This is a genomic window from Prevotella aurantiaca (assembly GCF_015262605.1).
Lineage (GTDB): Bacteria > Bacteroidota > Bacteroidia > Bacteroidales > Bacteroidaceae > Prevotella > Prevotella aurantiaca.
Window position 1 is genome coordinate 1 of the sequence record NZ_JABZSJ010000038.1, and the last position, 24,379, is coordinate 24,379.

The following is a 24,379-nucleotide window of genomic DNA, read 5'->3' on the forward strand; positions in this document are numbered from 1 at the left end:
AGACAAGGTAAAGGAAGAATAAAAAGAGGATGTATCAATTTTGACACACCCTCTTGTAGTGTAAGTTTAATGATAACTGAATTAGAAGTAAGTTATCACTTTACGAAAACCTTCTTGGTAGTTCCATTAGAAGACTTAACGATGTTCAGACCTTTCTGTAAGTGCTGGAGTCTGTAACCATTGACAGAGTAATACTTCTCAGTGGCATTGTCGTTAATGGTGGCATTCTCAATACCAGCATAAACAACTTCGGTGGTCATAGGGGCGCTTTCATACTTCTTACCATCTTCCTCATATACCATTACAATTGAAATCTTCTTTATAGAAGAGTCGTAGAAGTGTAAAATACGTTGATCGTCAGCCATCTTAATGTCTTCATTCTTCTTGTCTTGATAGTTGAAAGGAATATTAATCATATTTTTATCAATGTAAAAGTATTGTGCCTTTTTAAATTCAAAAGGTTCTGTACTATTGTCAATGTAGACATTATAGTACATCTTGTCAGGGTTGAGGTAGTTGCCGTCAACGTCTGTGTTCTTCACATAGAAAGCCAATGTTATGGTAGTCAAAGAGTAATCGTAGCTTTCAGAAGCAGAGCAATAGTGTAACTTTGGAGTTTCTGGCTTTGCAGCTTTCTGTTGGTATGGAGTCATGACCAAGTTTTCTAGATTTTCAAGATCTTCCGATGGAATATTCTTTGCGCTACTCTTACCCATTATAACCTTGAATATTTTGTCGTTGGTAAGTGCGCCTGTTGTACCATTGATGTCAAATTCGAGTTTTTCAGAAATGGTTGTTGCATCACTGTAGGTTGCTGCGAAAGCGTGATATTCTGAAGGGTCGCTTGAATACTTCAAGAAGTCTTCTTTAACAGCTTTACCAAGATATTGGTTTGTTAGCATTATTGCTTTATTGCCGTTTTTGGTAACCTTAATCCAAATGTCGGCAAGTTTCTTACTTTTTGAAATACCTTTGAAGTATATGTCGTTGCCATCTACTGCAGCTTCAATGATTCGAGGAGATGTTTCATCTTTGCAGGTAAGCATGTACTGTTTCTTGGTAGCTGAAGATGGAGGTGTAACAAGCTTATCGCTGAGAGGCTGGATTGTAACAGCCCAATCACCATAACGACTTTCCCACATATTCTTATTATCTACCATTCCTAATATTTCATCCTTAGAACCAGAACCTAACATTGTAAGTGTAGAACCGTCCCAAGTGTACTCCATATAGTTCTTGCTTGTTGCAACAACTTCGTACTTGTTGTTGTCTTTGATAGACATACGGTTAAGCGTGAATATGCGCTCTGAACTGCCTGAATCTTCATCATCGTCTCCGTTGTTATCTTTATAAATTACCTGAGGTAGGCTTGCTTTATATTTTCCATTGCTAACCTTGTCTAATTTCAGCCAAGATTTACTGTTAAGTCCTGAAAGAGGATTGTAAACGTAAAGGCATCCATCTTCACCTTCCACAATTTTAGAAACCAAACCTTCGTATCTACCGAGATCTGTGCCAGTCCACCCTTTCTTTACCCAAGAGTCGCTACTGCGGTACATATTATCAATTAACTTTCCTTTTGGTGTTTCTAATATCTGTGCTGAAGCTGTTAGACTCAGTGCTAATGCGCAGATTGATAATAAAGTTTTTTTCATAATTCAATATTTTAGATTAGATAATTAATTATTTATTCACATGTCTTTTAGAAATCATATCCGATTCCAATAGTAAAATAGCTACTTCCCGCATCAGAAGTTTTTAGCATATAGCCTCCGTTAAGACGTAGTCCTTGGTATTTAACGCCTGCACCTATAGTAAAGTGGCTGAGGTTGTGATCACCATATTCGTAGCCAACTCTTACTGCCACCATATTATTATAGGTGTATTCAAGACCGCTGCCAACCATAAACACTTTAGATTCTGACGGCTGAAAGAAATAGCGTGTAGATAATGCAGCACTAACTTGGTGTTTATCTGCCATATCAACTAATAATACTCCACCTATAGCAACATGTGTTGGCATTGGAACCTTATAACCATTGCCATAATCAAGGTTAGGTCCTAATGCCTCTACTTTAGCATCTGCTATGAATTTTGCTTGTTTGTTTGCTATTGATATATCGTTTTTCTGATAAGAAGCTCCTATAGTAAATGCACCACCATTGGCATTTTTAGAGAGGTGGCTAAAAACGACACTTCCTGTAGCGTAGGCAGAAAAGCTTTTATTTATCATATAAGCATAGCCAAAGTCTATGGTCCAGTCATAGGGCTTGTACTCTTTTGTGGGTTCACCAAGCATATTAGCTCCTTTAAACTTGAGTCCACCTGCATAACGAAAACCTGCAAATACTGCGTGTCGCTTAGCAAACTTATATCCTATTGTAGCAGTGTATAGCCCGAATGTCCCTTCAATATTTTCTTCCTTTTCATATATGGAAGCAGAAACATCTGCTGTAAACTTCTTATCCATACCGAAGAATGCAGAAGGATTATTGTATATGTACATTCCCTCGGCAGCAACCGAAGAATTTCCCATACTAGCTGCTCGCGCGTCTGTATTTGCACTTAATATTGCGAGGGTCTGCCCTTGGGCATTAGCTTGCGTAACACCAAAAAGTGCTACGCAAGCGATTATAATGATGTGTTTTGACTTCATACTCGTTGTAATTATCGTTTAATAAACATTTGAGTGTAATTACCCTTATTTGTGTGTATGGTAAGTTTGTAAGTTCCAGAATGCAGTTTGGCGAGATCAAGCGTAGCTACATTGTTTTTATTTGGGGTTACAGTAACCTTCATTACTTGCTCTCCTACAGTAGAACTGATTACAAACTCTGCCTGTTTTACTTCTGGGTTGAGCAAAGTATTGATATCTTTCTTTACAGGAATTGGATAAACTGCATAAACAGGAGCAGACTTTTTCTCAACGACACGAATTTGGAAAGAACCTTCAGAAGAGGTTTGGTGTCCATCTGAAGCAAGAATGTTAATGCGGGTTATACCCTTTGCCAAGGGCTTTAGCTGAAGAATATCGTTGCTGACTTCCGCTGTGGCAATGCTGCCATTTGAAACATTTGCTTTGTAAGAAAGTTGATTGCTACCACTGTTGGTGTAATGTCCCTTCAAAGGAATATTTACAGAACCTTCATCTAATCCTATGATATAGTTGTCGAATTGATTTTCCAACTTTGGAGGCATGTACTTGAAAATTTTAAATGTAAAGCTCTTCTCTGATTTAGCTCCTAAGTCATCTGAGAAAACAAATGTACATGTGTGACTGCCTGCTTCAAGAACAGGAACAATGGTAACGGTTACAGTAGATTTATTAACAGTGTACGATACGCCTTTGGTTTCGCCAGTAGTCCTTAAATCCCATTCGTGGCCATCGGGATCAGAAACTTTGAAACTGAAAACCTTTCGATCATTGTTGTTTAACTCAATAACAGCTTCTGGGAAATCAGTAGTTTCTGGAGCATGGTTAAGTTTAGTAGTACATTTCTGAATAACAGGTTCTGATAAGTTGCCCCAACGGTCTACTGCTACTACAGCAATGCTATACATCTTGTTGTCTTTAAGATTGTCAAAAGTAAATTTAAGCGTTTCGCCTAAATTGTGTCCAACTCCATTTATCTCCTGATAGTTCATGTCTTTGAGATTATCGGCAGTGATTTCATTAGGACTGATATATAATCTGTAGAATGCTGCAGTCTTATCCTCGTCTTTTGCAATACTCCATTCAGCGGTAATATCTATAAAGTCTGGTTTAAGAGTTAATGTACCAACTCTATCTGGAGCAATCTTTGAGTCAGATTCGAAAGCGGCTTCTGCATCAATATATCCTTTACCTAATTTTCCTTTATATATAGGGTTTATTTCGTCAATGTTGAAAGGTCTATATGCAGTAATTAAACGTGCCTTTAGTTCTTCATTTGTAAAACCTTGCTTTCCAAAGTACGAAGCAATAAGTCCTGCAATACCTGAAACGTGTGGACAAGCCATTGATGTTCCTTGAAGATATCCATATCCAGAAGCTGCTTTAACTTTTGGTAAAGTACTTAATACTCCTCCTTCATTACCAAAATTTTCTTGGTCTCCACCTGGTGCCGTTATGGTAACCCAATTAGCATAGTTACTATAACTTGCCTTAGTGAAGTCCCAAGCCATTGCCGATACAGAAATCGTTGGTGCGTAAGAAGCTGGATAAGCAGTAAACTCTTTATTCTCGTTGCCCGCAGCAAATATTACAACACCACCCTTCATAGGCGAGTCAGCCCGTTGTTGACCTGTAGCATCGCAACCTGCCATCTTAATAAAATAATCGATAGATTCTTTTAGTAATCTTGGCATTACAGTAACATTGGCGGCTGATGTATATCCCCATGAATTCTGACAGATGATAGCTCCATTATCTGCTGCATATTTAATGGCTGCTGCTGCTTCACCTTGTTCATTCTTCTTTCTGAAGATTTGGCAACTCATCAGACGCACACCAGTGCCTTCAGTACCATCACCACCAGCTACACCAGCTACACCTTTTCCATTATTATTGCGTGCAGCAATAGTACCAGCAACGTGCGTGCCGTGACCATCGTCATCAGGTTCTATTTTGCCCCCAATAACATCATCTGCAGTTACGAAGTTGTAACCATAAATGTCGTCAACAAATCCATTGCCATCATCATCAACATTTGGTTGACCATTCTTTTCCTTTTCATTGATATAAAGGTTATCCACTAAATCTTCATGGGTAATATCAATTCCGCCATCTACAACGGCGATAATAACATTGCTTTTGCCAGTTGTATATTTTTCCCATACAGGTTTAACATTACAGTCTGCTCCTTTTTTTGCGTGTGCACTTACCGAGCCATCATTATAATAATGCCATTGCTTAGATAGATATGGGTCGTTAAATATGCCTGAAGCAGTTTGCATACCTGTATTCGCATTAGAACTTGAATAGGGCTTTGCAGTAACTTCTGGACGTTTCATAGGTAGAACACGTTCTGCATATTCTATTCCATTTACTTTGTTAAACTGCTGTAATACGGCAGCCACATCCTTGCTATCATCAAAATAGATGGTATACCAGCGGTCAAGGCCTTCTGCAATTGTTCGTGCTTCATAAATTCCAGCAGGTTTGAACACTCTTTCCATTTTATAGGCTCCAGAGAATTTCATTGCTGAAGCCATAGCTGAAGGTACATTTTGCATTTCAACGTTTCCGTTAGGAGTACTAGGTATAACTCGGTTAGTACCTTTCTCTAACTTTACATTAATGCAACCCTTTACTGCAAAAATATTCTTATCTATGTTAACATAGCGTGTATCAGAATTGGCTGTATCCAAATCCAAGTTATCTTGACATGATGTTGTGAGCATCATACCTGAGATAGCACACGCACATAAATATATGATAGATTTTTTCATTATTATTCCTTTCAATATTATTTCCTTGGATTATTCTTCTTAAGTATATTTGCAACCTTTGTCATCATCTCTCGCTTACTTCCACTTGTGAAAACAGTTGGTTTATAAAGTATGCTGATTTGCATTACAGGTTGTCCATCATTAACATCGGCATACTTTTCACCAGAAATAGCCAATGTTAGATAATCAGAGCGGCGTGCATAGACATGGAATTTGCCAGTATAGCCAACAAACTCAAAGTTATTTGAAGTAAGCAACTTATCAAATTCACGAGTTACAAACCATTCTCTTCCATGTTGCCATAAACCCAAGTTAGGTTGACTGAAACTCAAGCTATACTGCTCAACACTTCCTACCATTTCTTGTGGAGCAGGATAATCTCCTCCACGAGTATAGAAGAAGTAAGTACGAGCAACTAAAGTTGGATCAGTTGTCTTATAGGCAATAGCTTCAATTTCTCTATTCTTAGAAACTTGTCGATTTACCTCACTACTATTCTGACTATTTTCATATTCCTCAACTTCACTGATTTTTTTATCAGCTTTATTTAATAGATGAAGTGGTCCTAACTGAAGTTCTTTGAATGTTTCGTATTCTTTGTCTTGAATGTGCATCTGATAGAAGAACAATACAACACTATTATTCTCTTCCAAAATATCTACGTCCATTGTTATAAGTTCTTTTTCATTGACGTAGTGGTTAGGATCTTTTGTATCTCTAACATAACCATTAGCTTTGACAAAATCTTGGAAAGCTTCAGTTTTTACAGCTTCAACACCTTCTCTGGTCAATGAACGTGTGAAAATACGGGTAGGCATAAAGTATTGTGTGTCGTGAACATAGAATACTTCTTTGAATAAGGGAGATGATGTCTTGAAAATATAACTTTCTTCATATACTCCCATTGCCATGTCTGGAGCACCATATTCTGACAGTAAACTTCCACGTCGATATTCAAAGTCCATCATTTTATGAAGACTGAAAGGCGCGCCTGGGTTACATGCCAAAATAAATGTAGAGACACCTGGTTGCTTTACGACAACATCTCTGCTCTTTCCAGCGCTTGAAATAGTGATCTTTATACTTCTTTCTGTTGTGCTGTAATTTGTCTTAGAAATGAACTTCAAAGCATTTTTCTTTTTGATAATTTGTAACCAATCAGGTTTTTCGCTCTGAACCATTTCATACATACTACTTTCTAGATTGACATCTACCATTGTTGTCCCTCCTGCTTGTGGCAGGATAATTTCACCTTTGGCAATTTCCAACGAAAGGTCAGCAGCACTTTGGTTTACCATTATCTTTTCAACAGCTAAGCCACCATCTACAAGAATGTAACTGCTTCTTTCTGATCCGGTAGTATTGGCGTCAACTTTAACTACGAACTTGTTTCCGTTCTGTGTGATATGTATCCAATTTTTAGGAGTTGTCGCCACCCATTCTTTACAGTTCGTATTAACTGTAATGGATTTCTCACCAATTTGATTGGTAAACTTTATTTCCTTCTCAGAAACGGTCAGCTGCGGTTGTTCGAAATCAATACTCTCAGTGCAACCTGCTACCATTACTAATAGCAGACATATAGATGAGAGTCGCAGCAGTTTATATAAATTCATTATACGCATATCGAATAAAATTTAAATAAGGTATAACAGTTATTTAAAACTTCAACACTTTCTTTACTTTCATAAAGTTTTTGACCATATTCTCTTGAGCCTTTAACCCCTTGCTACCTGCACTGAATACAGTTTCGTCGTAGTTGTAAAGTAATGCGAGAACAGGAACATTATTATCTATTACGCATGTAACAGCAATGAGAAGATGATCGCGTTCACGAGCAAAGAAATGTGAGTTTTCTACAGAACGTAAGAAAGAGAATCCTTCTTCTCCAAGTTTCTTTTGGAGCTCTTTAGTAACAATCCATTTGTTTCCATATTTCCATAATCCAAGATTAGTATTTTTGAAGATAAGAGCGCCAATTTGTACGCTTCCAAGTTTTTCAGGAGTCTTTCCGTCCTTGTCAGTTGTATAGAACATATGGAGACGACTATAAGCCGAACTTGGATCTGTATTTTCTTTCAGCGTATATTGAAGCTGTGAAACCTCAGTTTTCTTATATTGGTTAAAAGAACGATCTTCTTCTTTGCTTCCTGCATGTTTTTCATATTGCTCAATTTCAGGTACCTTTACTGTTGCTATCTGCAAGAGTTCGAGCGGGTAATAAGGCATTTTTTCGAAGGTTTTGAACTCTCCAATTTGCTTGGTAATTGGCTTGAATGTAAGGTTTACACCTTGATTTCCTGGCTTCTCTGATATATAAACTTTTAAAGAAAGTAGTTCTTTTTCGTTTGTATATTCTCTTGCTGATTCAGAATTACTACGTACATAACCATTATCTGTGAGGAACTTCTCAAAAGCTTTATTCTTAACAGCTTCTACGGCATCAAGTCCATCACCAACAGCAACAATTTGAGATGGTGTAACACCATCAGGGCTACAATATTGTATTAATGTAAATACTGGTGAAGGAGTAATGAATGTGTACATTTCTTCAAGTCCAAAACCAGGCATCGCTGATTGATAATCGCGTAAGTAGCTGCCACGTCCAAATTCATATTCCATAATCTTGTGAACATCTTGTGGCATTCCTGGGTTGATAGGGACGATATAACGTTGTATACCCGACTGTGACACAATAATTTCACGAGTTTCATTGCCACTTTTTGCGTATAGTTTTACTTCACGCTTCTGATAGGTGTCGTTACGATCAGCAACCAATTTTATATCTTCATCATGTTTGTAAATTTTAAGCCAATCTACTTCTTCGCTGGTTGTAATTTCGTATACAGATGAATTGGTTGTTACATCAACGATCTTTTCTCCACCAATTTGAGGAAGATAAATAGCTGTTGGTGTGATGTCAAATACTACGTCAGCAGCACTTTGTCTAACTTCTATTTTTCCAGTAGCTCCATTAGCATTTACCAAAACGTATGTTGTACGTTCTGTACCTATTTTATTTTCAGTAACTTTTACTTTTAGAACGTTACCATCTTGAACCAAAGAAATCCAATCGCCTTCTTGAGGAGAAGAAGCAACCCAATTACTTTGGTTTGTTGTGATACTAATGTTTCTTTCTCCAATTCCTTTGTCGAAAGTTACATTGTTTTCAGAAAGAACTAATGTTGGCAACTCAAATTCATCTTCTTTTGCACATGAAAATAAGCAAAGAAGAACTCCAACTAAAAATAGTGGTAAGATTGTTTTTTTAAAATCCATACTCTTCAAGTTTTTTATTTGATTAAAACTAAAATTATACTCTAAAAGGAAGTACTTTTTGCTTCAATATATAATATGAAGCTGGAAATTAAATAACTATGTTTATTTTAAAATTAGTTTAGAGTTTGATCTCAAATATACTAATAAATGAGGGTAAAAATAAGTCTATTTGTCAAAATAAGACAATTGCTTAACCTTTGTTGTTTATTTTCTTTCCCGCCTTCTCTTATTTAAGAGTATTTTGTTTGTATTACTGATTATTTGTTATATCTACTTCGTTATATCTTTGCTTTTTGTTTGTTTATTTACATAAAATATACACAAAATTGTCTTCAGAATAGCTTTTGCGGGCAGAAAGATAATATCTATAGATGCGATTGTGAGGTGTAAAGCAAGATTAAATATTATTTTAATTTTCTTTTCCTACGCACTCAAATTTATAGTGAATAACAATAAAGCTGAATTAGCCTTTTCTGATTGTTAGTATAATGATTGTGTAATTGTCGTATTTGGCCACAAACTTATTCATTTTTAAGGGAAAAAGCAAGTTTTTATGAATATATTTAGTGTTAAAAAATAAAAGTCTGATTCCACCCAAGGAATCAGACTTTGTGCTATGTAATATTATTCAAAAACATTCAATACAATGTTCTTAGAAAATTGTAATTACATTTTAAAAATTTGTTATTATAATTTTGAAATTTGTTATTATAAATTTTGAATTTTATTATTATAAATTTTTAGTCTTCTTTTTAATATTAAACTCATATAGCGTAATACGTTGTAACTAAAGACCTTCTGGCAATTCTTTCTTTGGTGTTATGCCCAATGTTTTCATATTCTCGAGACGGCGAACAATATTTCCCTTTCCTTCGCTAAGTTGTGAATGAGCCTTTTCGTAATTGGCTTGAAGACGTTGAATATCTGTTCCAATTTTCAAGAATGTCTCACCAAACGAAACAAACTTATCGTAGAGGTCGTTAGATATACGTAGGATTTCTTCAACATTATTGTTCATACGATAGTTTTGCCACATCGTATGAGTAAGTTGTAAAGCCATCAAGAGGTTGCTCGGACTTAACAAAATAATATGTTTACGATAAGCGTACTGTAAAATAGATGGATCAGTTTTAATTGCCGCAGCATATCCGCTTTCATAAGGAATAAACATAAGCACATAACCAATGCAATTTGGCACAATCTTCTCGTAACTTTTATCAGAGAGCTCATCTACATGCTTCTTGATAGACTTAATATGTTCTTTTAATAATTGTTCCTGCTCTACGGTATCATTAGCATTTATAGCAGCTTGATAAGCTGTTAGTGAAACCTTCGCATCTATAACGGCATGTTCACCACCAGGTAAATCGATGACAGCATCAGGACGGAAAGTGTTTCCTTTTGCATCTTGGTAGCTACGTTGCAAAAAGAATTGCTCATTCTTCGTTAATCCGCAACTTTCCAAAGTAGTTTCTAATATCATTTCGCCCCAATCGCCTTGCATCTTTGTATCTCCTTTTAGTGCTTGAGTAAGCGATGCTGCATCGTTGCCAATTCGTTCAGTTTGTTGGCGTAACTCTCTTACAGCACGTTCGTTATCTTCACGAATGCTTTTTACAGTTGAGGTTTGAACCTCTTGCAATAGCTTTATAGTTTCTTCAAATGTCGTTTTAATCTCTGTTTTGTTGGTTGCTCCTTCTTTTGTTGCAGCCGTTACATTCTGATTGAATGCTTCTATGCGTTCGTGTAGCGGCTTCAGAAGTGTTTCTAACCGTTCTTTGTCTGTAGTATTTAAATGTTCCCTGCTCTCCGATAGCATTTGTGCTGCCATCGTACGCATTTCTTCCTGCATCAGTTTTTTATTGGTTTCAATTTGTTTCTGCATTTCGTTGAGCAGCTTTTGACTGTGTTCACGTTCTGCATTTATACTATCGGTAGCATTCTTTTGTGCTACTTCCAACTGACTTTTCGCAACGGCAAGGTCGGCAGATAGCTTCTGTGCGGTGGTAGCAACTTGGCTTCGTGTCCATAAATAAACAAGAAGCGCGCCTAGAAGTAAACCTAAGAAAAAATAAAGAAACTCCATTTTATATGTATTTAATCTTGAAAATAAACTCTTTTTACACGATTGCTAATTACCGTTAAGACCTCGTAAGGAATAGTTTCCAACGCATCGCTTAATACTGTAACAGGCAAATTGTCGCCAAAAATTTCAACACTGTCGCCCTCTTCGCAGTCTATTCCTGTTACATCAATCAATGCTACGTCCATACAAATGTTGCCAATGTAGTATGCTCGTTTGCCATTTACAAGGCAATAACAGTTGTGATTGCCCAGTTTGCGGTTTAATCCGTCGGCATATCCAATCGGAATAGCTGCTATAACACTGTCTTTATCAATTGCTCCACGGCGAGAATAACCTACTGTTTCACCTGCAGGCACATTCCGAAGCTGCAATATAGTCGTTTTAAGTGTCGAAACATTGTTCATAATAGCATTGGTGCGGGGATTGATTCCATAAAGGCCAAGACCTAAACGGCACATGTCCATTTGGCGTTCTGGGAAGTGTTCAATACCAGCAGAGTTGTCAATATGACGTAGAATGTGGTGTCCAAATGCTGTTTGCAACTTTTTGCTGCCTTCATCGAATAATGTAAACTGCTCAGCAGAGAAACTATCGAAGTCATTACTATCTGAACCAACAAAGTGAGAGAATACAGAACGTGGTATTAAAGCGTGCTGATGGTGCAGCTTTTCTATGAGTTTGTCTATATCGTTACGAGGATTAAAACCTAAACGATGCATTCCCGTATCGAGTTTAATATGGACAGGATACCCGGTGATGCCTTCTTTCTCAGCAGCTTTAATTAGTGCATCCAACAAGCGGAAACTATAAACCTCTGGTTCTAATTCGTAATCGAATAGGGTTTTAAACGAACTCATCTCTGGGTTCATTATCATTATGTTGCTTGTAATGCCGTTTCTGCGTAATATTACTCCCTCATCAGCTACTGCAACAGCAAGATAATCGACGCGATGGTCCTCCAGAGTTTTGGCTATCTCTACTGCTCCAGCTCCATAGGCATCAGCTTTTATCATACAAATAAGCTTTGTTTCGGGTTTTAAGAAAGAGCGATACCAGTTCAGATTATCAACTACGGCATTCAAATTCACCTCCAATACGGTTTCGTGCACCTTCTTTACTAATAATTCAGTGAGTTTATCGAAGCTAAAAGAGCGTGCTCCTTTGAGCAAGATAACTTCGTCGTGCAAGGATTTAAACACTTTGCTGCCGATGAAATCTGATATATTATCAAAGAAAAACTTTTTTTCCAATCCTTCGAAAGAATCTTGTTGTCGTCCAAGTGCAGTACCGATTCCGATGAATTTCTTAACACCACGTTTTTTTATCAGTGCTGCTACATCGGCATAAAGTTGCTGTTCGGTTTCGCCACTTTGATAGATGTCACTTAAAATAAGTGTACGCTCACGTCGTTTCTGGTCGGGACGGCGGTTCATAAAGTCAAGTGCAATATCAAGAGAATTGATATCAGAGTTGTATGAATCGTTAATAAGCGTGCAACCATGTTGCCCCTCTTTTACTTCAAGGCGCATAGCAACAGGTTCAAGTGTTGCCATACGTTGCTCTAATACTTCGGGAAGAATATCTAAATATAGGGCTAAAACAGCACAAGTAATGCAGTTGCTGACACTTGCCTCATCGATGAAAGGTAATGTAAAGCTGCCGTGTATTTTATTTTGCCATGTATAAACAACAGTTGATGTTGTATCGTTCTTTTCAATGCGGTTTATAAAAAAGGCTGCGGTAGTATCATTTTCTGACCATGCTAACAATTTTCCATCATAATGAGATTCTTGAATGCACTTAGCAGCAACGTTATCATCAAGCAGATAAACTAATGCTTGTGTGCCTTTGAAAAGCAATAGCTTTTCGTTACACTTCTCTTCCAATGACGAAAAATTCTCTTGATGGGCAGCGCCTAAACTCGTCAGCACACCAATTGTGGGCTGAATAATATCGTGTAGCGCCTGCATTTCTCCAACTTTACTAATACCTGCTTCGATTAAACCTATTTGAGAATTTTCGTTTAACAGCCAAACAGACAACGGAACTCCTATCTGAGAGTTGTAACTCTTGGGCGAACGTGTTACATTCATGTCAAAAGAAAGTAGCTGAGACAGCCATTCTTTCACCATAGTTTTACCGTTAGAGCCTGTAATACCTACGATAGGAATATTGAATTCCTTGCGATGGCATGTTGTAAGACGTTGAAGAGCAGTAAGCGTATTACTTACTTGCAAGAAATTTGCGTGTGAATAAAGTGTAGAAAAATCCTTTGGAACGCTCTCAACTACAAAGTTTCGTACGCCGCGACGATATAATTCGGGAATGTAATGATGCCCATTATTACGATCAGACCGTAGTGCAAAGAATAGAGTTTCCTCTGGAAAGCAGAGTGAACGGCTGTCTGTTAGTAAGAAACTAATTTTAGCAGTAGTATCACCATATCGTTCTGCATTTATGAATTGTGTTATTTTTTCTATCGAATAGCTCATTGTTGAAATATTAAAAAGAAGTTGGCAGGTAGTTATTATATTACAAAGCCTTCTGCTTTCTTCCATTTATAGACAGCAAAGATACTACAAAACAAAATTGTTGTATATCTCTGCCTTTCTTTTTTCTTTTTTTATCCTTATCGTTTCTGCTTAGCTGCACATTCTGGACATATTCCTTTCAACATAAAATTGACATTAGAGAGCTTGTAACCTTCTGGTAAATGTATCTCAGGAATATCTACTTCATGCAGACAAGTTGTATGTTGGCATTGCTCACAGTAGAAGTGGGCATGCATATCGCTGTCAGTTTCTTCATCATCGCTCATGCATAATTCATAGCGCACGATATCATTACCATCTTCCACTTGATGTACTACATGCTGATTACTGAAGACTATGAGTGTACGAAAGATACTTGATTTATCTATTGTTTGCAATTTTATTTCCAATTCCTTCATCGAAACAGGTCCATTATATCGCGAAATAGCCTCTGCTATCAGTATTCTGTTGGCAGTAGGCTTTACGTTGTGTTTGATAAGGTGTTCTAAAATCTGTTCTGAGTTCATTGGTCTTCTACTATTAAATTATCATATTTTTGCTTCAATAGTCTTGCTCGTTCTATTGTTCGCGCCATAAATTCTTTGTATTCGTTACCATCTGGATTGAAAGGATGGTGGGAGAGAGCTTCTTTCACAGGCTTCCAATCGCGCAGAAATTCTTTGGCGGAGGCAGAGAAATAAACATCGACAAGGCGTTCCCAAATATATTCCACAGCCTGCTCGTTGGGGTGCAACATATCGGATTTATAAAAACGATAGTCACGAAGTTCGTCGTTTACAATTTCATAGGCAGGGAAATAAGCCACGTTGCTGTCTGTATATTCAGCCATTACTTCGTGTACGGCTAAGAGTAGTGTAGCTTTAGAGAGTTGGCTCTCATGAAAACCATACTTAGCATAGCGTATTGGGCTGACTGTAAATATTATTTTCACATTGTGATTGCGTTCTCGTAACAAGTCTATAGCACGACTTAGATAGTTTTTACAATCAGCAATACTGAGTTCTTGCTCATCGAACAGTCGTTGTGGACGCTTGTTACAATTGTCTACAATATTTCTTGTTGCTTTCTCAATATAGACGTGATTGGTGCCCAAAGTAATGAAAGCGGTGTCGAAAATCTCACTTCTTCGTTCTATTGTGTGTAGGATTGAAGCAGGATTATACATTACCCCGAACGGATTTACAAGGGTACGGAATTTCCAATCAACGAACTTTGCGCCAATATTGTTAGCAAAACAGGAACCAACAAACAGCACTCGTTCGCATGGCGCTATCTCGAAGGGCGGCTTAGGCACATTGACTATTGTTCTGAATTCCATATTTACAAAGGTACTGCTTTTTGTTCGGAAGCACAAAAAGTTTATAAATGTTTTTCGGAATCTTATATACGAAAAGTTAATTTAAAATGTAATGGTTCGAGTTATTACATTTCTTATACTCATGAAAAAGTATTGTGTGGAGATGAAGTTTAACGGATGAAAGCTTTATGATAAGTCCTTATTTTTGTAAAGATAATACAAACGGAAAATAATATAATCGGTTTTACGATGCGAAAGTGTCTCTTTTGCAATACAAAACAATCTCTTTTATCGTGCAAAATAGGCTCTTTTGTATAGCAAAACAATGGGTGTTTTAAAGCATTGATAGCAAGTTTATTATGGGATATATTAATTACTGAAAAACATTTACATCTTTATAACGCTTTTCGTTTAGAATATTAAATGGGTATTGGAAAGGTGAGTTGTATCTAAAAAGGAGTTCCTTATCAGAATAGATGAGGCCTTATGATTGGCATACTTATTTAAAAAGCTTCACGATACTTGTTTTCGTCCTTGTCTTCAAGCATGGAAAGGTAGCTGTTATAGCGACTTTCAGCTATGAAGTGTTCTTCTACTGCTTTGAGAACAGCACACCCAGGTTCATGCGTATGGGTACAATTACTGAACCGACATTCTTCAGAGAACTTGAAAATCTCACGGAAGTAGCTTGTAAGTTCTTCTTTGTCAATATCGAAAGTACCAAAACCTTTAATTCCTGGCGTATCTATGATATAGCCTCCGTAAGGCAATTCCAGCATTTCACTGAATGTTGTGGTGTGCATTCCAGTGTTGTGCGAGTCAGAAATTCCAGCAGTACGAAGATTGGCATTTGGCAGTAAACCATTGATAATGGTAGATTTTCCGACTCCACTATTGCCGCTCAATAGTGTAACCTTGTCTTTTAGGAGCGGACGCAGCTGCTCTATACTCTTGTCTGTAGGCGCATCGTTGGTAGCTTGCAGCACTACACACTGGTATCCTATACCTTCATACAAGTGAATAACAGCTTCTTGGTATTGTCGTTCGTCGTCGTTTAGCAAGTCATATTTATTGAAAAGCAAAACAACGGGTACGCGATAGGCTTCAGCACTAGCAAGAAAGCGATCTATAAAGGTTGTTGATGTTTCTGGATAGTTTATTGTTACAACGAGAAAAGCCTGGTCAAGGTTGGCTGCTATGATATGGCTTTGTTTGGAAAGGTTGGGTGACTTACGGATAATGTAGTTCTTTCTGTCTTCAATCTCGGAAATAAAGGCTGTTCCTTCTTGGTTAATGATGAGGTGCACGTAGTCGCCCACTGCCACAGGATTGGTAGAGCGGATTCCTTTTAGGCGGAAATTGCCTTTTATTTTGCTTTCGATAGTTCGTCCATCTTCGGTCTTTACGGTGTACCAACTACCGGTGTTCTTTATTACTAAGCCACGCATCATTATACAACAAACCCTTTATTTGCCTATGATGGGGCAAATAAAGGGTAATGTTTTTATACTGTCATAATTTCTTTTTCTTTGTCAGCGAGAAGTGCATCAATTCTTTTTATGAACTTGTCGTGTATCTTCTGCAAGTCTTCTTCTGCATCCTTTTCCAAATCTTCAGACAATCCGTCTTTGATAGCCTTCTTCAGTTTGTCTTTAATATCAGAGCGGGCATTTCGCACTTCCACCTTTGTGCGTTCGCCAATTTTGTTGCTTTGCTTTACAAGGTCGCGACGGCGCTCTTCTGTTGGTTGTGGAAGATTGAGGCGAATGAGTTCTCCATTATTCTCAGGAGTAATGCCTACATCAGAGTCCATGATTGCTTTTTCGATATCTCGGATAGCCTTCTTGTCCCATGGCTTGATAGCAATGGTGCGAGGATCGGGTACTGATATGGTTGCAACTTGGTTGAGTGGCACCATCGATCCGTATGAACTAACTCGTATTCCATCGAGAATTGCTACGTTGGCACGTCCTGCGCGAATGCGTTGCAACTGCTCGTCGAGATACATAGCAGCCATTTCCATACGCTCTTCGGCTTCGTTTAATGTTTCTTTAACATCTATCATAAGTATGCGTATTAATTGTTTCTAAATACAAATTTAGGGATTTATTCGTAATTGCGCAAAGTTTATAGGCTTTTTTCTATTGGTTTGTATAGATTTTTGCAGCCATAATGCGCATAGCTTGTTCCAAGTATTGAGCGTCAATCTCGTCGAAAGCATTTAGCTGTGTACTGTCGATGTCGAGCACGCCAATCGCTTTGTCCTCCTTATTATATATAGGTACAACGATTTCAGAACGAGAAAGTGAGCTGCAAGCGATGTGTCCAGGAAACTTTTCTACGTCAGGTACAACGAGAGTACGGCGCTCTAAGAATGCGGTTCCACAAACTCCCTTTCCCACAGATATATTAAAACAGGCAGGAGTGCCTTGGAAAGGCCCCAATTGTAGGGTGTTTTCTTTATTAAGAAGATAAAAACCTGTCCAAAAGAAGGTTTCAAAAGTGTGATGAATGGCAGCTGAAACATTTGCTAAAACACCCACCTTATTGTCGGCTTCTCCTTCAATGAGGGAAGCAATCTGCTTCATCAAGAGTTCGTATGTTTCTTTTTTGTTCATTGATTCTTTACTTATTTAAGTGTTAACTGCTGCCATTTCGGCTTCCACTATATTGGTAAGTTCTACAAATTGTGGAATCGTTAGCTGCTCTGGGCGTTTTGTCATCACTTCCTGTTCGTAGAATCCTTCGCGCGGTTTCGCTTGGAACATTTGACGTAAGCTTACACGCAACATCTTGCGACGTTGGTTAAATACAGTTTTAACCAATCGTTTGAAAAGTTTTTCGTCGCAGTTGAGTTTGCTGACGTTATTGCGTGTCATTCTGATAACAGCACTCTTTACCTTTGGAGGTGGATTGAATACGTCTTCATTGACTGTAAACAAATATTCAACATCGTACCATGCTTGGATTAACACAGACAGAATTCCATAAGTTTTATTACCAGGCTGCGCTGCTATACGCAGGGCAACTTCGCGCTGTATCATACCTGTACAACATGGAATGAGGTCTTTATACTCAAGCATTTTGAAGAATATCTGTGACGAAATATCGTAAGGATAGTTGCCTGTAAGCACAAACTGTTTGCCATCGAAAATTTCTTCGAGGTGCATACGTAGGAAATCTTCGCCCAAGATATTCTCTTGTAGGGTAGGAAACTTCTCGTACAAGTATGCAACACTTTCGTTATCAATTTCCACAGCCTTTACCTCTCGAGGCTTTTCCACAAGGTATTGGGTAAGCACTCCCATGCCCGGACCTATTTCTAAAACAGGTATATCTGGACAAGCATCCACTGTGTCGGCAATGCGTTGCGCAATATTCAGGTCGGTTAAAAAGTGCTGTCCAAGGTTCTTTTTGGGCTTTACTAATTTCATAAATTATCTTTATTTGGCTACAAAGATAGAAAAATTATTTCGTATTTAAAAGCATTTATGTATCTTTGCTTTCAGAATGGGAACGAAGAAGTTGCTCTATAAAATCGTTAAAATTGTGCTACCTCTTATTTTGGGCGGTGGCATTCTTTATTGGATGTATCGTGGCTTCGACTTCGTACAGATGCGCAAGGTGGTGATGAATGAGATGGATTGGACGTGGATGTTGCTTTCTATGCCGTTCGGAATACTTGCACAAACCTTTCGCGGTTGGCGTTGGAAACAGGTTTTAGAGCCAATGGGAGAGCAAACACGCAGTTCTGTTTGCGTCAATTCCATCTTTCTTTCCTATGCTGTCAGTCTTGTGATACCGCGTATAGGCGAGTTCGCACGTTGTGGCGTGCTGAATCGTTACGATAAAGTGTCGTTCCCAAAAGCTTTAGGAACAGTAGTTACTGAACGTGCAGTAGACTCTTTTATCGTGTTATTGATAACTGTGCTAGCTATATTGTCTCAAATAAAAGTTTTTTCAAACTTCTTTTTTAAGACAGGAACCAGTGTAGACAATGTCTTTAATAAGTTTTCTGCGACAGGTTGGCTCGTTACAGGGATTTGCGCATTAGCTGTTATTATCTTGCTATACATTATTCGTCGTCAAATACCTATATATAAAAAGGTGAAAGGGGCCCTTACTGGAATCTGGCAAGGAGTTACCTCTGTGAAAAGTGTAAAGAATATGCCACTATTCATTTTTTATAGTATGGCTATTTGGGGAAGCTACTTTCTGCACTTCTATCTAACGTTCTACTGTTTTAACGAAACAAGTTCGTTGGGTGTAACTTGTGCTTTAGTATGCTTCGTTGTAGGTTCGATTGCAGTGATAGTTCCAACACCTAATGGAGCAGGACCATGGCACTTTGCAGTGAAAACAATGCTCATTCTCTATGGTGTGGTCGATGTAAGAGCACTCTACTTTGTGCTAATCGTGCATACATTGCAAACGCTATTAGTTATTTTACTTGGCATTTACGCTTGGATAGCCTTAGTATTTACACAGAAGGCTGAGCTTAAACCAATAACAATAAATAGAATGATTAAGCAGAGCTAAAAAGAATAGATTTAAAGAAAACATATACTAACCCTTTAAAATAAACAAAACTATGAGTGAAATTAGAAATCTCAATCCAGAACTACTTTGGCGTAACTTTGATGATTTGACACAGATACCACGTCCAACAGGACATATGGAAAAGGTGCAAGCATTTTTACTTGAATTCGCAAAGAAAGTAGGGGTTGAAGCATTTGTAGACCCTGCTGGTAATATCTTAATGCGTAAGTCTGCTACACCAGGATTCGAGAATCGAAAAGGAGTTATCCTACAAGCCCACATGGATATGGTACCACAGAAGAGTCCTGATAGCAACCATAACTTTGAAACTGACCCTATTGTAACTCATATTACAGATGGTTGGGTTTATGCAAATAATACAACGCTCGGTGCTGATAATGGTGCTGGTGTTGCTGCAATCATGGGGGTTATGGAAGATAAGACCTTGAAGCATGGACCTATTGAAGGTCTTATAACAAGGGACGAAGAGACTGGAATGTTTGGTGCTAATGACCTTCCTGAAAACGAATTGCAAGGCGATATATTAATGAACTTAGACTCTGAAACATGGGGTAAGTTTGTTATCGGTTCTGCTGGTGGTGTTGATATAGACTCTGTATTAGAATATAAAGAGGTTGCCAACGACCAAGAGGTAGCTGTTAAGGTTACACTAAAAGGATTCCGTGGCGGACACTCTGGTCTCGAAATTCACGAAGGACGTGCTAATGCAAACAAGGAGATGGTGCGTTTTGTACGTGATGCAACTGCAGAACTCGGTGCACGCTTAGCAGCATGGCAAGGTGGCAATATGCGTAACGCTATTCCATTCAAGGCAGAAGTTGTACTTGCACTTGCTAAAGATAAAGTTGTTGCACTTAAAGAAATGGTAGAGGCACAACGACAATTACTCGAAAGCGAGTTCAAAACAATTGAAAGCAATATAGAATTCTTTGTTGAAGATGTTGAAAAACCTGCTGCTCTCGTTCCAGAAGAAATTCAAGACAACATTATTAATGCTATTTATGCAGTTCACAATGGTGTTTTGCGTATGATTCCTGCTTATCCAGACGTTGTTGAAACCTCTTCTAACCTTGCTATTATTACCATTGATGCAAACAAAACCTATTTTAAAGTGCTAGTTCGTTCTGCTCGTGAAGATATGAGAGAATATCTTGCAACCCAGATAAAGAGTTGCTTTGATTTGGCAGGTATGAAGACAGAACTCAGTGCAAGATATAATGGTTGGGATCCAAATCCTAATAGTGAGATTTTGAATCTATTAGAAAAAGTGTACAAAGATCAAACAGGTGAAGATGTAATCGTACAGGCTGACCATGCAGGACTTGAATGTTCAATTATTCTTGGCAAGTATCCACGCCTTGACGTTGTTAGTCTTGGTCCAACTATTCGTAGCCCGCATACAGCAACAGAACGCTTTAGGATTGACACTGCTCAGCCTTTCTGGGACTTATTAGTTAAGGTCTTGGAAGAGATTCCTATTAAATAAAGAAAGACTTTATCAAGCTAATAAAGCTGAAAAATAATTAAATAAGGCAGTGACTAATCTGCTTCAAATAATATAATAAATCCGTTAGACAAACCAAAAACTTTGTGTTTTACTTGTGCTAACGGATTTTTTTGTCTATTTTTGCAGCCGTAAAACCAATATTTTAATTTATAATGGACGATTATCTTTCGAATATTTTAATCAAATAACGTGAGGATAGCACCCTGATAGTTGCTAATCCCACCAAAACTAAACTAATTGGAGATTAGCAAAATGAAGACATATTGGAACATTAGCGGAAAGCTTAATACTATAAAAGAATGGCAACCTAACTGCTGGATACAGGTTACTTGCCCTACAGAGCAAGAGCAACAAGAATTAGAAGAAACTTATAATATCCCCGATTACTTTATTTCGGACATTAGCGATACCGACGAGCGTGCGCGTTATGAGTACGATGATGGTTGGATGCTTATCATTTTGCGTATTCCTTATGTTAAGGAAATACGTTCTCGCACACCTTATACAACAGTACCTTTGGGTATTATCCACAAACGCGACGTAACTATTACAGTGTGCAACTTTGAAACTAATATGATGCTTGACTTTGTTTCGTTCCAGCAAAAGCGTGGAGAGGGGTTTACTGACTATGTCGATATGATATTTAGACTTTTCCTTTGTTCTGCTGTTTGGTATTTGAAGCGATTGAAACAGATAAGCACACTTATAGATAAAGCTAAACACAACCTTGATCAGGAAGTGAACAACGAAAGCCTTATTGGCTTGAGTCGTTTGCAAGATTCGCTCACTTACTTTGTTACATCTATTCGTGGAAATGAAAATTTGCTGGCTAAACTGAAGTTTAAGTTGCAAGTTGATGAGTTAGACGCAGACCTAATTGAGGACGTAAATATTGAGATGAGCCAGGCACGTGAAACTGCTAGCATCTATACTGATATTCTTGAATCAACAATGGACACTTACTCAAGCATCATTAACAACAATATGAACACAGTGATGCGTACGCTTACGTCAGTTTCTATTATTATGATGTTCCCTACACTCATCGCTTCGCTTTTCGGAATGAACTTGATAAATGGTATGGAAGGTTCACAATGGGGATTTGTAATAGCACTCATTATTTCTGTGTTCGTATCTGGACTGACGTGGTGGATACTGCGCCATAAGCGCTTGATATAGCCTTAATAACATCAATATAGAAAGAAAATAGGTAAAGCAAATACGTTTTTTAAACTCAATAATAAAAAAAGCAAGTATAAATTTAGGTGGTTTAAAACTTTTTATCTAAGTTTGCACTTTGTTAGATAATATAGTGTTTGCATATCTTATAGTAGTAAGATGGTGTGGCACAAAGCAATGAAAAAACTCGAATCATAAACTAATAGTGAAATGATGGACTCTCAAGAGAATGCCCTTAATCAGGGAACAGAAGAAGTAAAGCAGTCTGAAACGACTGTCGAACAGATCGTAAATAACGCCGAAATAGCAGTAGAAGTAGCAGAAGATACGGTAATAGCGGCAACTGACAACCAACAATTAAGGGAAGAAGATACCCTCGCAAACACAGTCTATGACTCAAAGAAGGAGATAGTAGAGCGCGTTAAGGCTATTGCTGATAGCGAGGAAACTCCAGAGAAAGCAGAAGTTGACCATCTAAAGACATCGTTTTATCGACTTCATCTTGCTGAACGCGAAGCGCAACAAAAGGCTTTCCTTGAAGCAGGTGGCGATCCTGAGAAATACCAAGTTCTGCCTGATGAGGAAGAAGAGGCATTTAAAATAGCAATGAGAGTTATTAAAGAGAAACGCCAGAGAGCATTCTTGGAACAGGAAGAGCTAAAACAGCAAAATCTTAAGAAGAAAGAAGCCATAATAGAGAAGGTAAAAACGATGGCAACAACGCCTGAAGAAGCAAACAATAACTTTCAAGAATTTAAGGCGTTGCAACAGGAATGGAAAGCTATCAAGCCTGTTCCTGCTGAAAAGGTGAATGAATTATGGCGTAGCTATCAGCTTTATGTTGAGCAATATTATGACTTGCTGAACCTTAACCGAGAAGCGCGTGAATACGATTTCAAGAAGAATCTTGAAAAGAAAACGCAACTTTGTGAAGCTGCAGAGAAGCTTGCAGACGAATCAGATGTTATCAGTGCTTTCCATCAACTTCAAGATTTGCATCAAGAATATCGCGAAACTGGTCCTGTAGAAAAGGAACTTCGTGAGCAAGTTTGGCAACGTTTCAAGGCTGCCAGCACGATTATTAATAAACGTCATCAGCAACATTTCGAAGAAATTCGTGCTGAAGAAGAAGATAATCTTGTTAAGAAGACTGCACTTTGCGAGAAGATTGAGGGCATTGTAAAGCAGGAACGTAAGAATTCAGGAGATTGGGATAACCACTCAAAAGAGATTATTGCTTTGCAGCAAGAATGGAAAACCATTGGATTTACGCCTCAGAAGATGAACACTAAAATCTTTGAACGTTTCCGTGCAGCCTGTGATGAGTTCTTTACAAAGAAGGGAGAATACTTTAAAGAACTAAAAGATAAGTACGCTGAAAATGCAAAACGCAAGCAAGAACTCGTTGCTAAGGCACAGGGACTAAAAGATTCTACTGATTGGAAGAAGACTTCTGATAAGCTTATAGCACTGCAAAAGGAATGGAAAACCATTGGAATGGTACCTAAACGATTGGGCGATCAGCTTTGGGAAGACTTCCTTGCAGCATGTAATCATTTCTTTGAGGCTCGCAATGCTGTTCATGCAGATGAACGTAACGAAGAACGGGAGAACCTTGCAAAGAAGAATGAGATTATAGAAAAACTTAAACAGCTTGCTGAAGGTGCGGTTGAGAACTTGCAAGAAGAGATGCGTAAGCTCACAGATGAATTCAATAAGATAGGTCATGTACCATTCAAAGAAAAGGATAAGATGTTTAAGGGGTATCACGACATTCTTGATAAACTCCACAAAACATTGAATGTGAAGGCTTCTCGTCATCGTATGGATAACTTCCGTAATAATTTAAAGAAGGTGGCACAGCGTGGAGAAAACGCTATTGATAACGAACGCGGACGTCTTATGCGTCGTTTCGAGCAATTGAAACAAGAGATAAATACTTACGAAAATAATATTGGCTTCCTTAATATCAGCAGTAAAAAGGGCAATAGTCTTATTGATGATATGAATCGTCGTGTGCAAAAGCTGAAGGATGAGTTAGCAGAAACAAAGCAAAAAATAAAAACAATAGATGACGAAAAGAAAGCTTAGTTCTTTCGCTCGTATATAAAATAAGAAGGCACTTCGGTAATCGGAGTGCCTTCTTGTGTTTATAAAAATATTCTGATGTAGAACGATGAAGTGGTTTAAATGTAGCTATTATTCTTCCTCATCTTCTGGATCAGCCCAAACTACTTGTACACCTGATGCAAAGTCTTGTGTACTTTTTCGTGTCCTAGGGTCGCGTCGGCTTGCTGGAAGGAACTTGCACTTTACGCCCTTTACATTCTTTTTAATATCAAAATCTTCTTTATTTACTACAGGATCGCTTTCTACTGTAAGGTGAAATCGGCCTAATCCGTCAAGGATAACTGTGTTTCCAAGACTAAGATTATAGGCGTAATGGACATTTGGTAGGCTGAAAAGCTCACGGATTTTAGTAATGGACA

Annotated in this window: 18 protein-coding genes; 4 read left to right on the forward strand and 14 right to left on the reverse strand. The window is 38.0% G+C overall.

Features of this window, described 5'->3' with window-relative positions:
- Positions 1-95: 95 nt before the first annotated feature.
- The 13 genes from HXN26_RS07455 to rsmA form a co-directional block, all read right to left on the reverse strand.
- Positions 96-1,655, reverse strand: a complete 1,560-nt coding sequence (locus HXN26_RS07455; protein WP_273160207.1) for a hypothetical protein — start codon at positions 1,653-1,655, stop codon at positions 96-98.
- A 47-nt stretch (positions 1,656-1,702) separates the two neighbouring features.
- Positions 1,703-2,656, reverse strand: coding sequence for a PorV/PorQ family protein (locus HXN26_RS07460; RefSeq protein ID WP_273160209.1), 954 nt, complete (start codon positions 2,654-2,656; stop codon positions 1,703-1,705).
- 11 nt (positions 2,657-2,667) lie between these two features.
- Positions 2,668-5,430, reverse strand: coding sequence for a S8 family serine peptidase (locus HXN26_RS07465; protein WP_273160211.1), 2,763 nt, complete (start codon positions 5,428-5,430; stop codon positions 2,668-2,670).
- A 17-nt stretch (positions 5,431-5,447) separates the two neighbouring features.
- Positions 5,448-7,055, reverse strand: coding sequence for a BACON domain-containing protein (locus HXN26_RS07470; protein ID WP_273160213.1), 1,608 nt, complete (start codon positions 7,053-7,055; stop codon positions 5,448-5,450).
- Between the two features lie 34 nt (positions 7,056-7,089).
- Positions 7,090-8,709, reverse strand: a complete 1,620-nt coding sequence (locus tag HXN26_RS07475; RefSeq protein WP_273160215.1) for a BACON domain-containing protein — start codon at positions 8,707-8,709, stop codon at positions 7,090-7,092.
- Between the two features lie 787 nt (positions 8,710-9,496).
- Positions 9,497-10,795 (reverse strand): DNA recombination protein RmuC, encoded by a 1,299-nt coding sequence (locus HXN26_RS07480; protein ID WP_273160217.1) that lies wholly within the window; start codon positions 10,793-10,795, stop codon positions 9,497-9,499.
- An 11-nt stretch (positions 10,796-10,806) separates the two neighbouring features.
- Positions 10,807-13,287, reverse strand: coding sequence for a bifunctional UDP-N-acetylmuramoyl-tripeptide:D-alanyl-D-alanine ligase/alanine racemase (locus tag HXN26_RS07485; protein ID WP_273160219.1), 2,481 nt, complete (start codon positions 13,285-13,287; stop codon positions 10,807-10,809).
- Between the two features lie 137 nt (positions 13,288-13,424).
- A complete protein-coding gene (locus HXN26_RS07490) occupies positions 13,425-13,853 on the reverse strand; it encodes a Fur family transcriptional regulator (protein ID WP_273160221.1) in 429 nt (142 codons plus the stop codon).
- Positions 13,850-14,665 (reverse strand): GSCFA domain-containing protein, encoded by an 816-nt coding sequence (locus HXN26_RS07495; protein ID WP_273160223.1) that lies wholly within the window; start codon positions 14,663-14,665, stop codon positions 13,850-13,852. The genes HXN26_RS07490 and HXN26_RS07495 overlap by 4 nt, the downstream gene beginning before the upstream one ends.
- Positions 14,666-15,147: 482 nt before the next feature.
- A complete protein-coding gene (gene rsgA / locus HXN26_RS07500; RefSeq protein ID WP_273160238.1) occupies positions 15,148-16,092 on the reverse strand; it encodes a ribosome small subunit-dependent GTPase A in 945 nt (314 codons plus the stop codon).
- A 56-nt stretch (positions 16,093-16,148) separates the two neighbouring features.
- Positions 16,149-16,709 carry a ribosome recycling factor gene (gene frr / locus HXN26_RS07505; protein ID WP_273160225.1) on the reverse strand — a complete coding sequence of 187 codons (561 nt, stop codon included), beginning with the start codon at positions 16,707-16,709 and terminating at the stop codon, positions 16,149-16,151.
- A gap of 76 nt (positions 16,710-16,785) precedes the next feature.
- Positions 16,786-17,262 (reverse strand): GAF domain-containing protein, encoded by a 477-nt coding sequence (locus HXN26_RS07510; RefSeq protein WP_273160226.1) that lies wholly within the window; start codon positions 17,260-17,262, stop codon positions 16,786-16,788.
- Positions 17,263-17,277: 15 nt separating this feature from the next.
- Entirely contained in the window at positions 17,278-18,078 is an 801-nt protein-coding gene (gene rsmA, locus HXN26_RS07515; protein ID WP_273160227.1) for a 16S rRNA (adenine(1518)-N(6)/adenine(1519)-N(6))-dimethyltransferase RsmA, read from the reverse strand.
- Positions 18,079-18,154: 76 nt separating this feature from the next.
- On the opposite strand from rsmA, the gene HXN26_RS07520 reads away from it, so the two are divergent.
- The 4 genes from HXN26_RS07520 (at position 18,155) to HXN26_RS07535 (ending at position 23,981) form a co-directional block, all read left to right on the forward strand.
- Entirely contained in the window at positions 18,155-19,183 is a 1,029-nt protein-coding gene (locus tag HXN26_RS07520; RefSeq protein WP_273160229.1) for a lysylphosphatidylglycerol synthase transmembrane domain-containing protein, read from the forward strand.
- Between the two features lie 52 nt (positions 19,184-19,235).
- Positions 19,236-20,690: an aminoacyl-histidine dipeptidase gene (locus tag HXN26_RS07525; protein ID WP_273160231.1), complete on the forward strand. Its 1,455-nt coding sequence runs from the start codon at positions 19,236-19,238 to the stop codon at positions 20,688-20,690.
- A gap of 273 nt (positions 20,691-20,963) precedes the next feature.
- On the forward strand, positions 20,964-21,890 hold the full coding sequence (locus HXN26_RS07530) for a magnesium transporter CorA family protein (protein WP_273160232.1): 927 nt from the start codon (positions 20,964-20,966) through the stop codon (positions 21,888-21,890).
- A gap of 210 nt (positions 21,891-22,100) precedes the next feature.
- Positions 22,101-23,981, forward strand: a complete 1,881-nt coding sequence (locus HXN26_RS07535; RefSeq protein ID WP_273160235.1) for a DUF349 domain-containing protein — start codon at positions 22,101-22,103, stop codon at positions 23,979-23,981.
- 108 nt (positions 23,982-24,089) lie between these two features.
- On the opposite strand, the gene HXN26_RS07540 is transcribed toward HXN26_RS07535, so the two are convergent.
- A partial coding sequence (locus HXN26_RS07540; RefSeq protein ID WP_475852877.1) for an HU family DNA-binding protein occupies positions 24,090-24,379 on the reverse strand: 290 nt, incomplete at its 5' end.

Coding starts and splice junctions, on each gene's coding strand:
- HXN26_RS07525 (WP_273160231.1), top strand. CDS start 19,236: ATGAGTGAAATTAGAAATCTCAATCCAGAACTACTTTGGCGTAACTTT.
- HXN26_RS07465 (WP_273160211.1), bottom strand. CDS start 5,430: ATGAAAAAATCTATCATATATTTATGTGCGTGTGCTATCTCAGGTATG.
- HXN26_RS07460 (WP_273160209.1), bottom strand. CDS start 2,656: ATGAAGTCAAAACACATCATTATAATCGCTTGCGTAGCACTTTTTGGT.
- HXN26_RS07530 (WP_273160232.1), top strand. CDS start 20,964: ATGAAGACATATTGGAACATTAGCGGAAAGCTTAATACTATAAAAGAA.
- HXN26_RS07495 (WP_273160223.1), bottom strand. CDS start 14,665: ATGGAATTCAGAACAATAGTCAATGTGCCTAAGCCGCCCTTCGAGATA.
- HXN26_RS07535 (WP_273160235.1), top strand. CDS start 22,101: ATGATGGACTCTCAAGAGAATGCCCTTAATCAGGGAACAGAAGAAGTA.
- HXN26_RS07490 (WP_273160221.1), bottom strand. CDS start 13,853: ATGAACTCAGAACAGATTTTAGAACACCTTATCAAACACAACGTAAAG.
- rsmA (WP_273160227.1), bottom strand. CDS start 18,078: ATGAAATTAGTAAAGCCCAAAAAGAACCTTGGACAGCACTTTTTAACC.
- HXN26_RS07510 (WP_273160226.1), bottom strand. CDS start 17,262: ATGAACAAAAAAGAAACATACGAACTCTTGATGAAGCAGATTGCTTCC.
- HXN26_RS07470 (WP_273160213.1), bottom strand. CDS start 7,055: ATGCGTATAATGAATTTATATAAACTGCTGCGACTCTCATCTATATGT.
- rsgA (WP_273160238.1), bottom strand. CDS start 16,092: ATGCGTGGCTTAGTAATAAAGAACACCGGTAGTTGGTACACCGTAAAG.
- HXN26_RS07475 (WP_273160215.1), bottom strand. CDS start 8,709: ATGGATTTTAAAAAAACAATCTTACCACTATTTTTAGTTGGAGTTCTT.
- HXN26_RS07520 (WP_273160229.1), top strand. CDS start 18,155: ATGGGAACGAAGAAGTTGCTCTATAAAATCGTTAAAATTGTGCTACCT.
- HXN26_RS07455 (WP_273160207.1), bottom strand. CDS start 1,655: ATGAAAAAAACTTTATTATCAATCTGCGCATTAGCACTGAGTCTAACA.
- HXN26_RS07480 (WP_273160217.1), bottom strand. CDS start 10,795: ATGGAGTTTCTTTATTTTTTCTTAGGTTTACTTCTAGGCGCGCTTCTT.
- HXN26_RS07485 (WP_273160219.1), bottom strand. CDS start 13,287: ATGAGCTATTCGATAGAAAAAATAACACAATTCATAAATGCAGAACGA.
- frr (WP_273160225.1), bottom strand. CDS start 16,709: ATGATAGATGTTAAAGAAACATTAAACGAAGCCGAAGAGCGTATGGAA.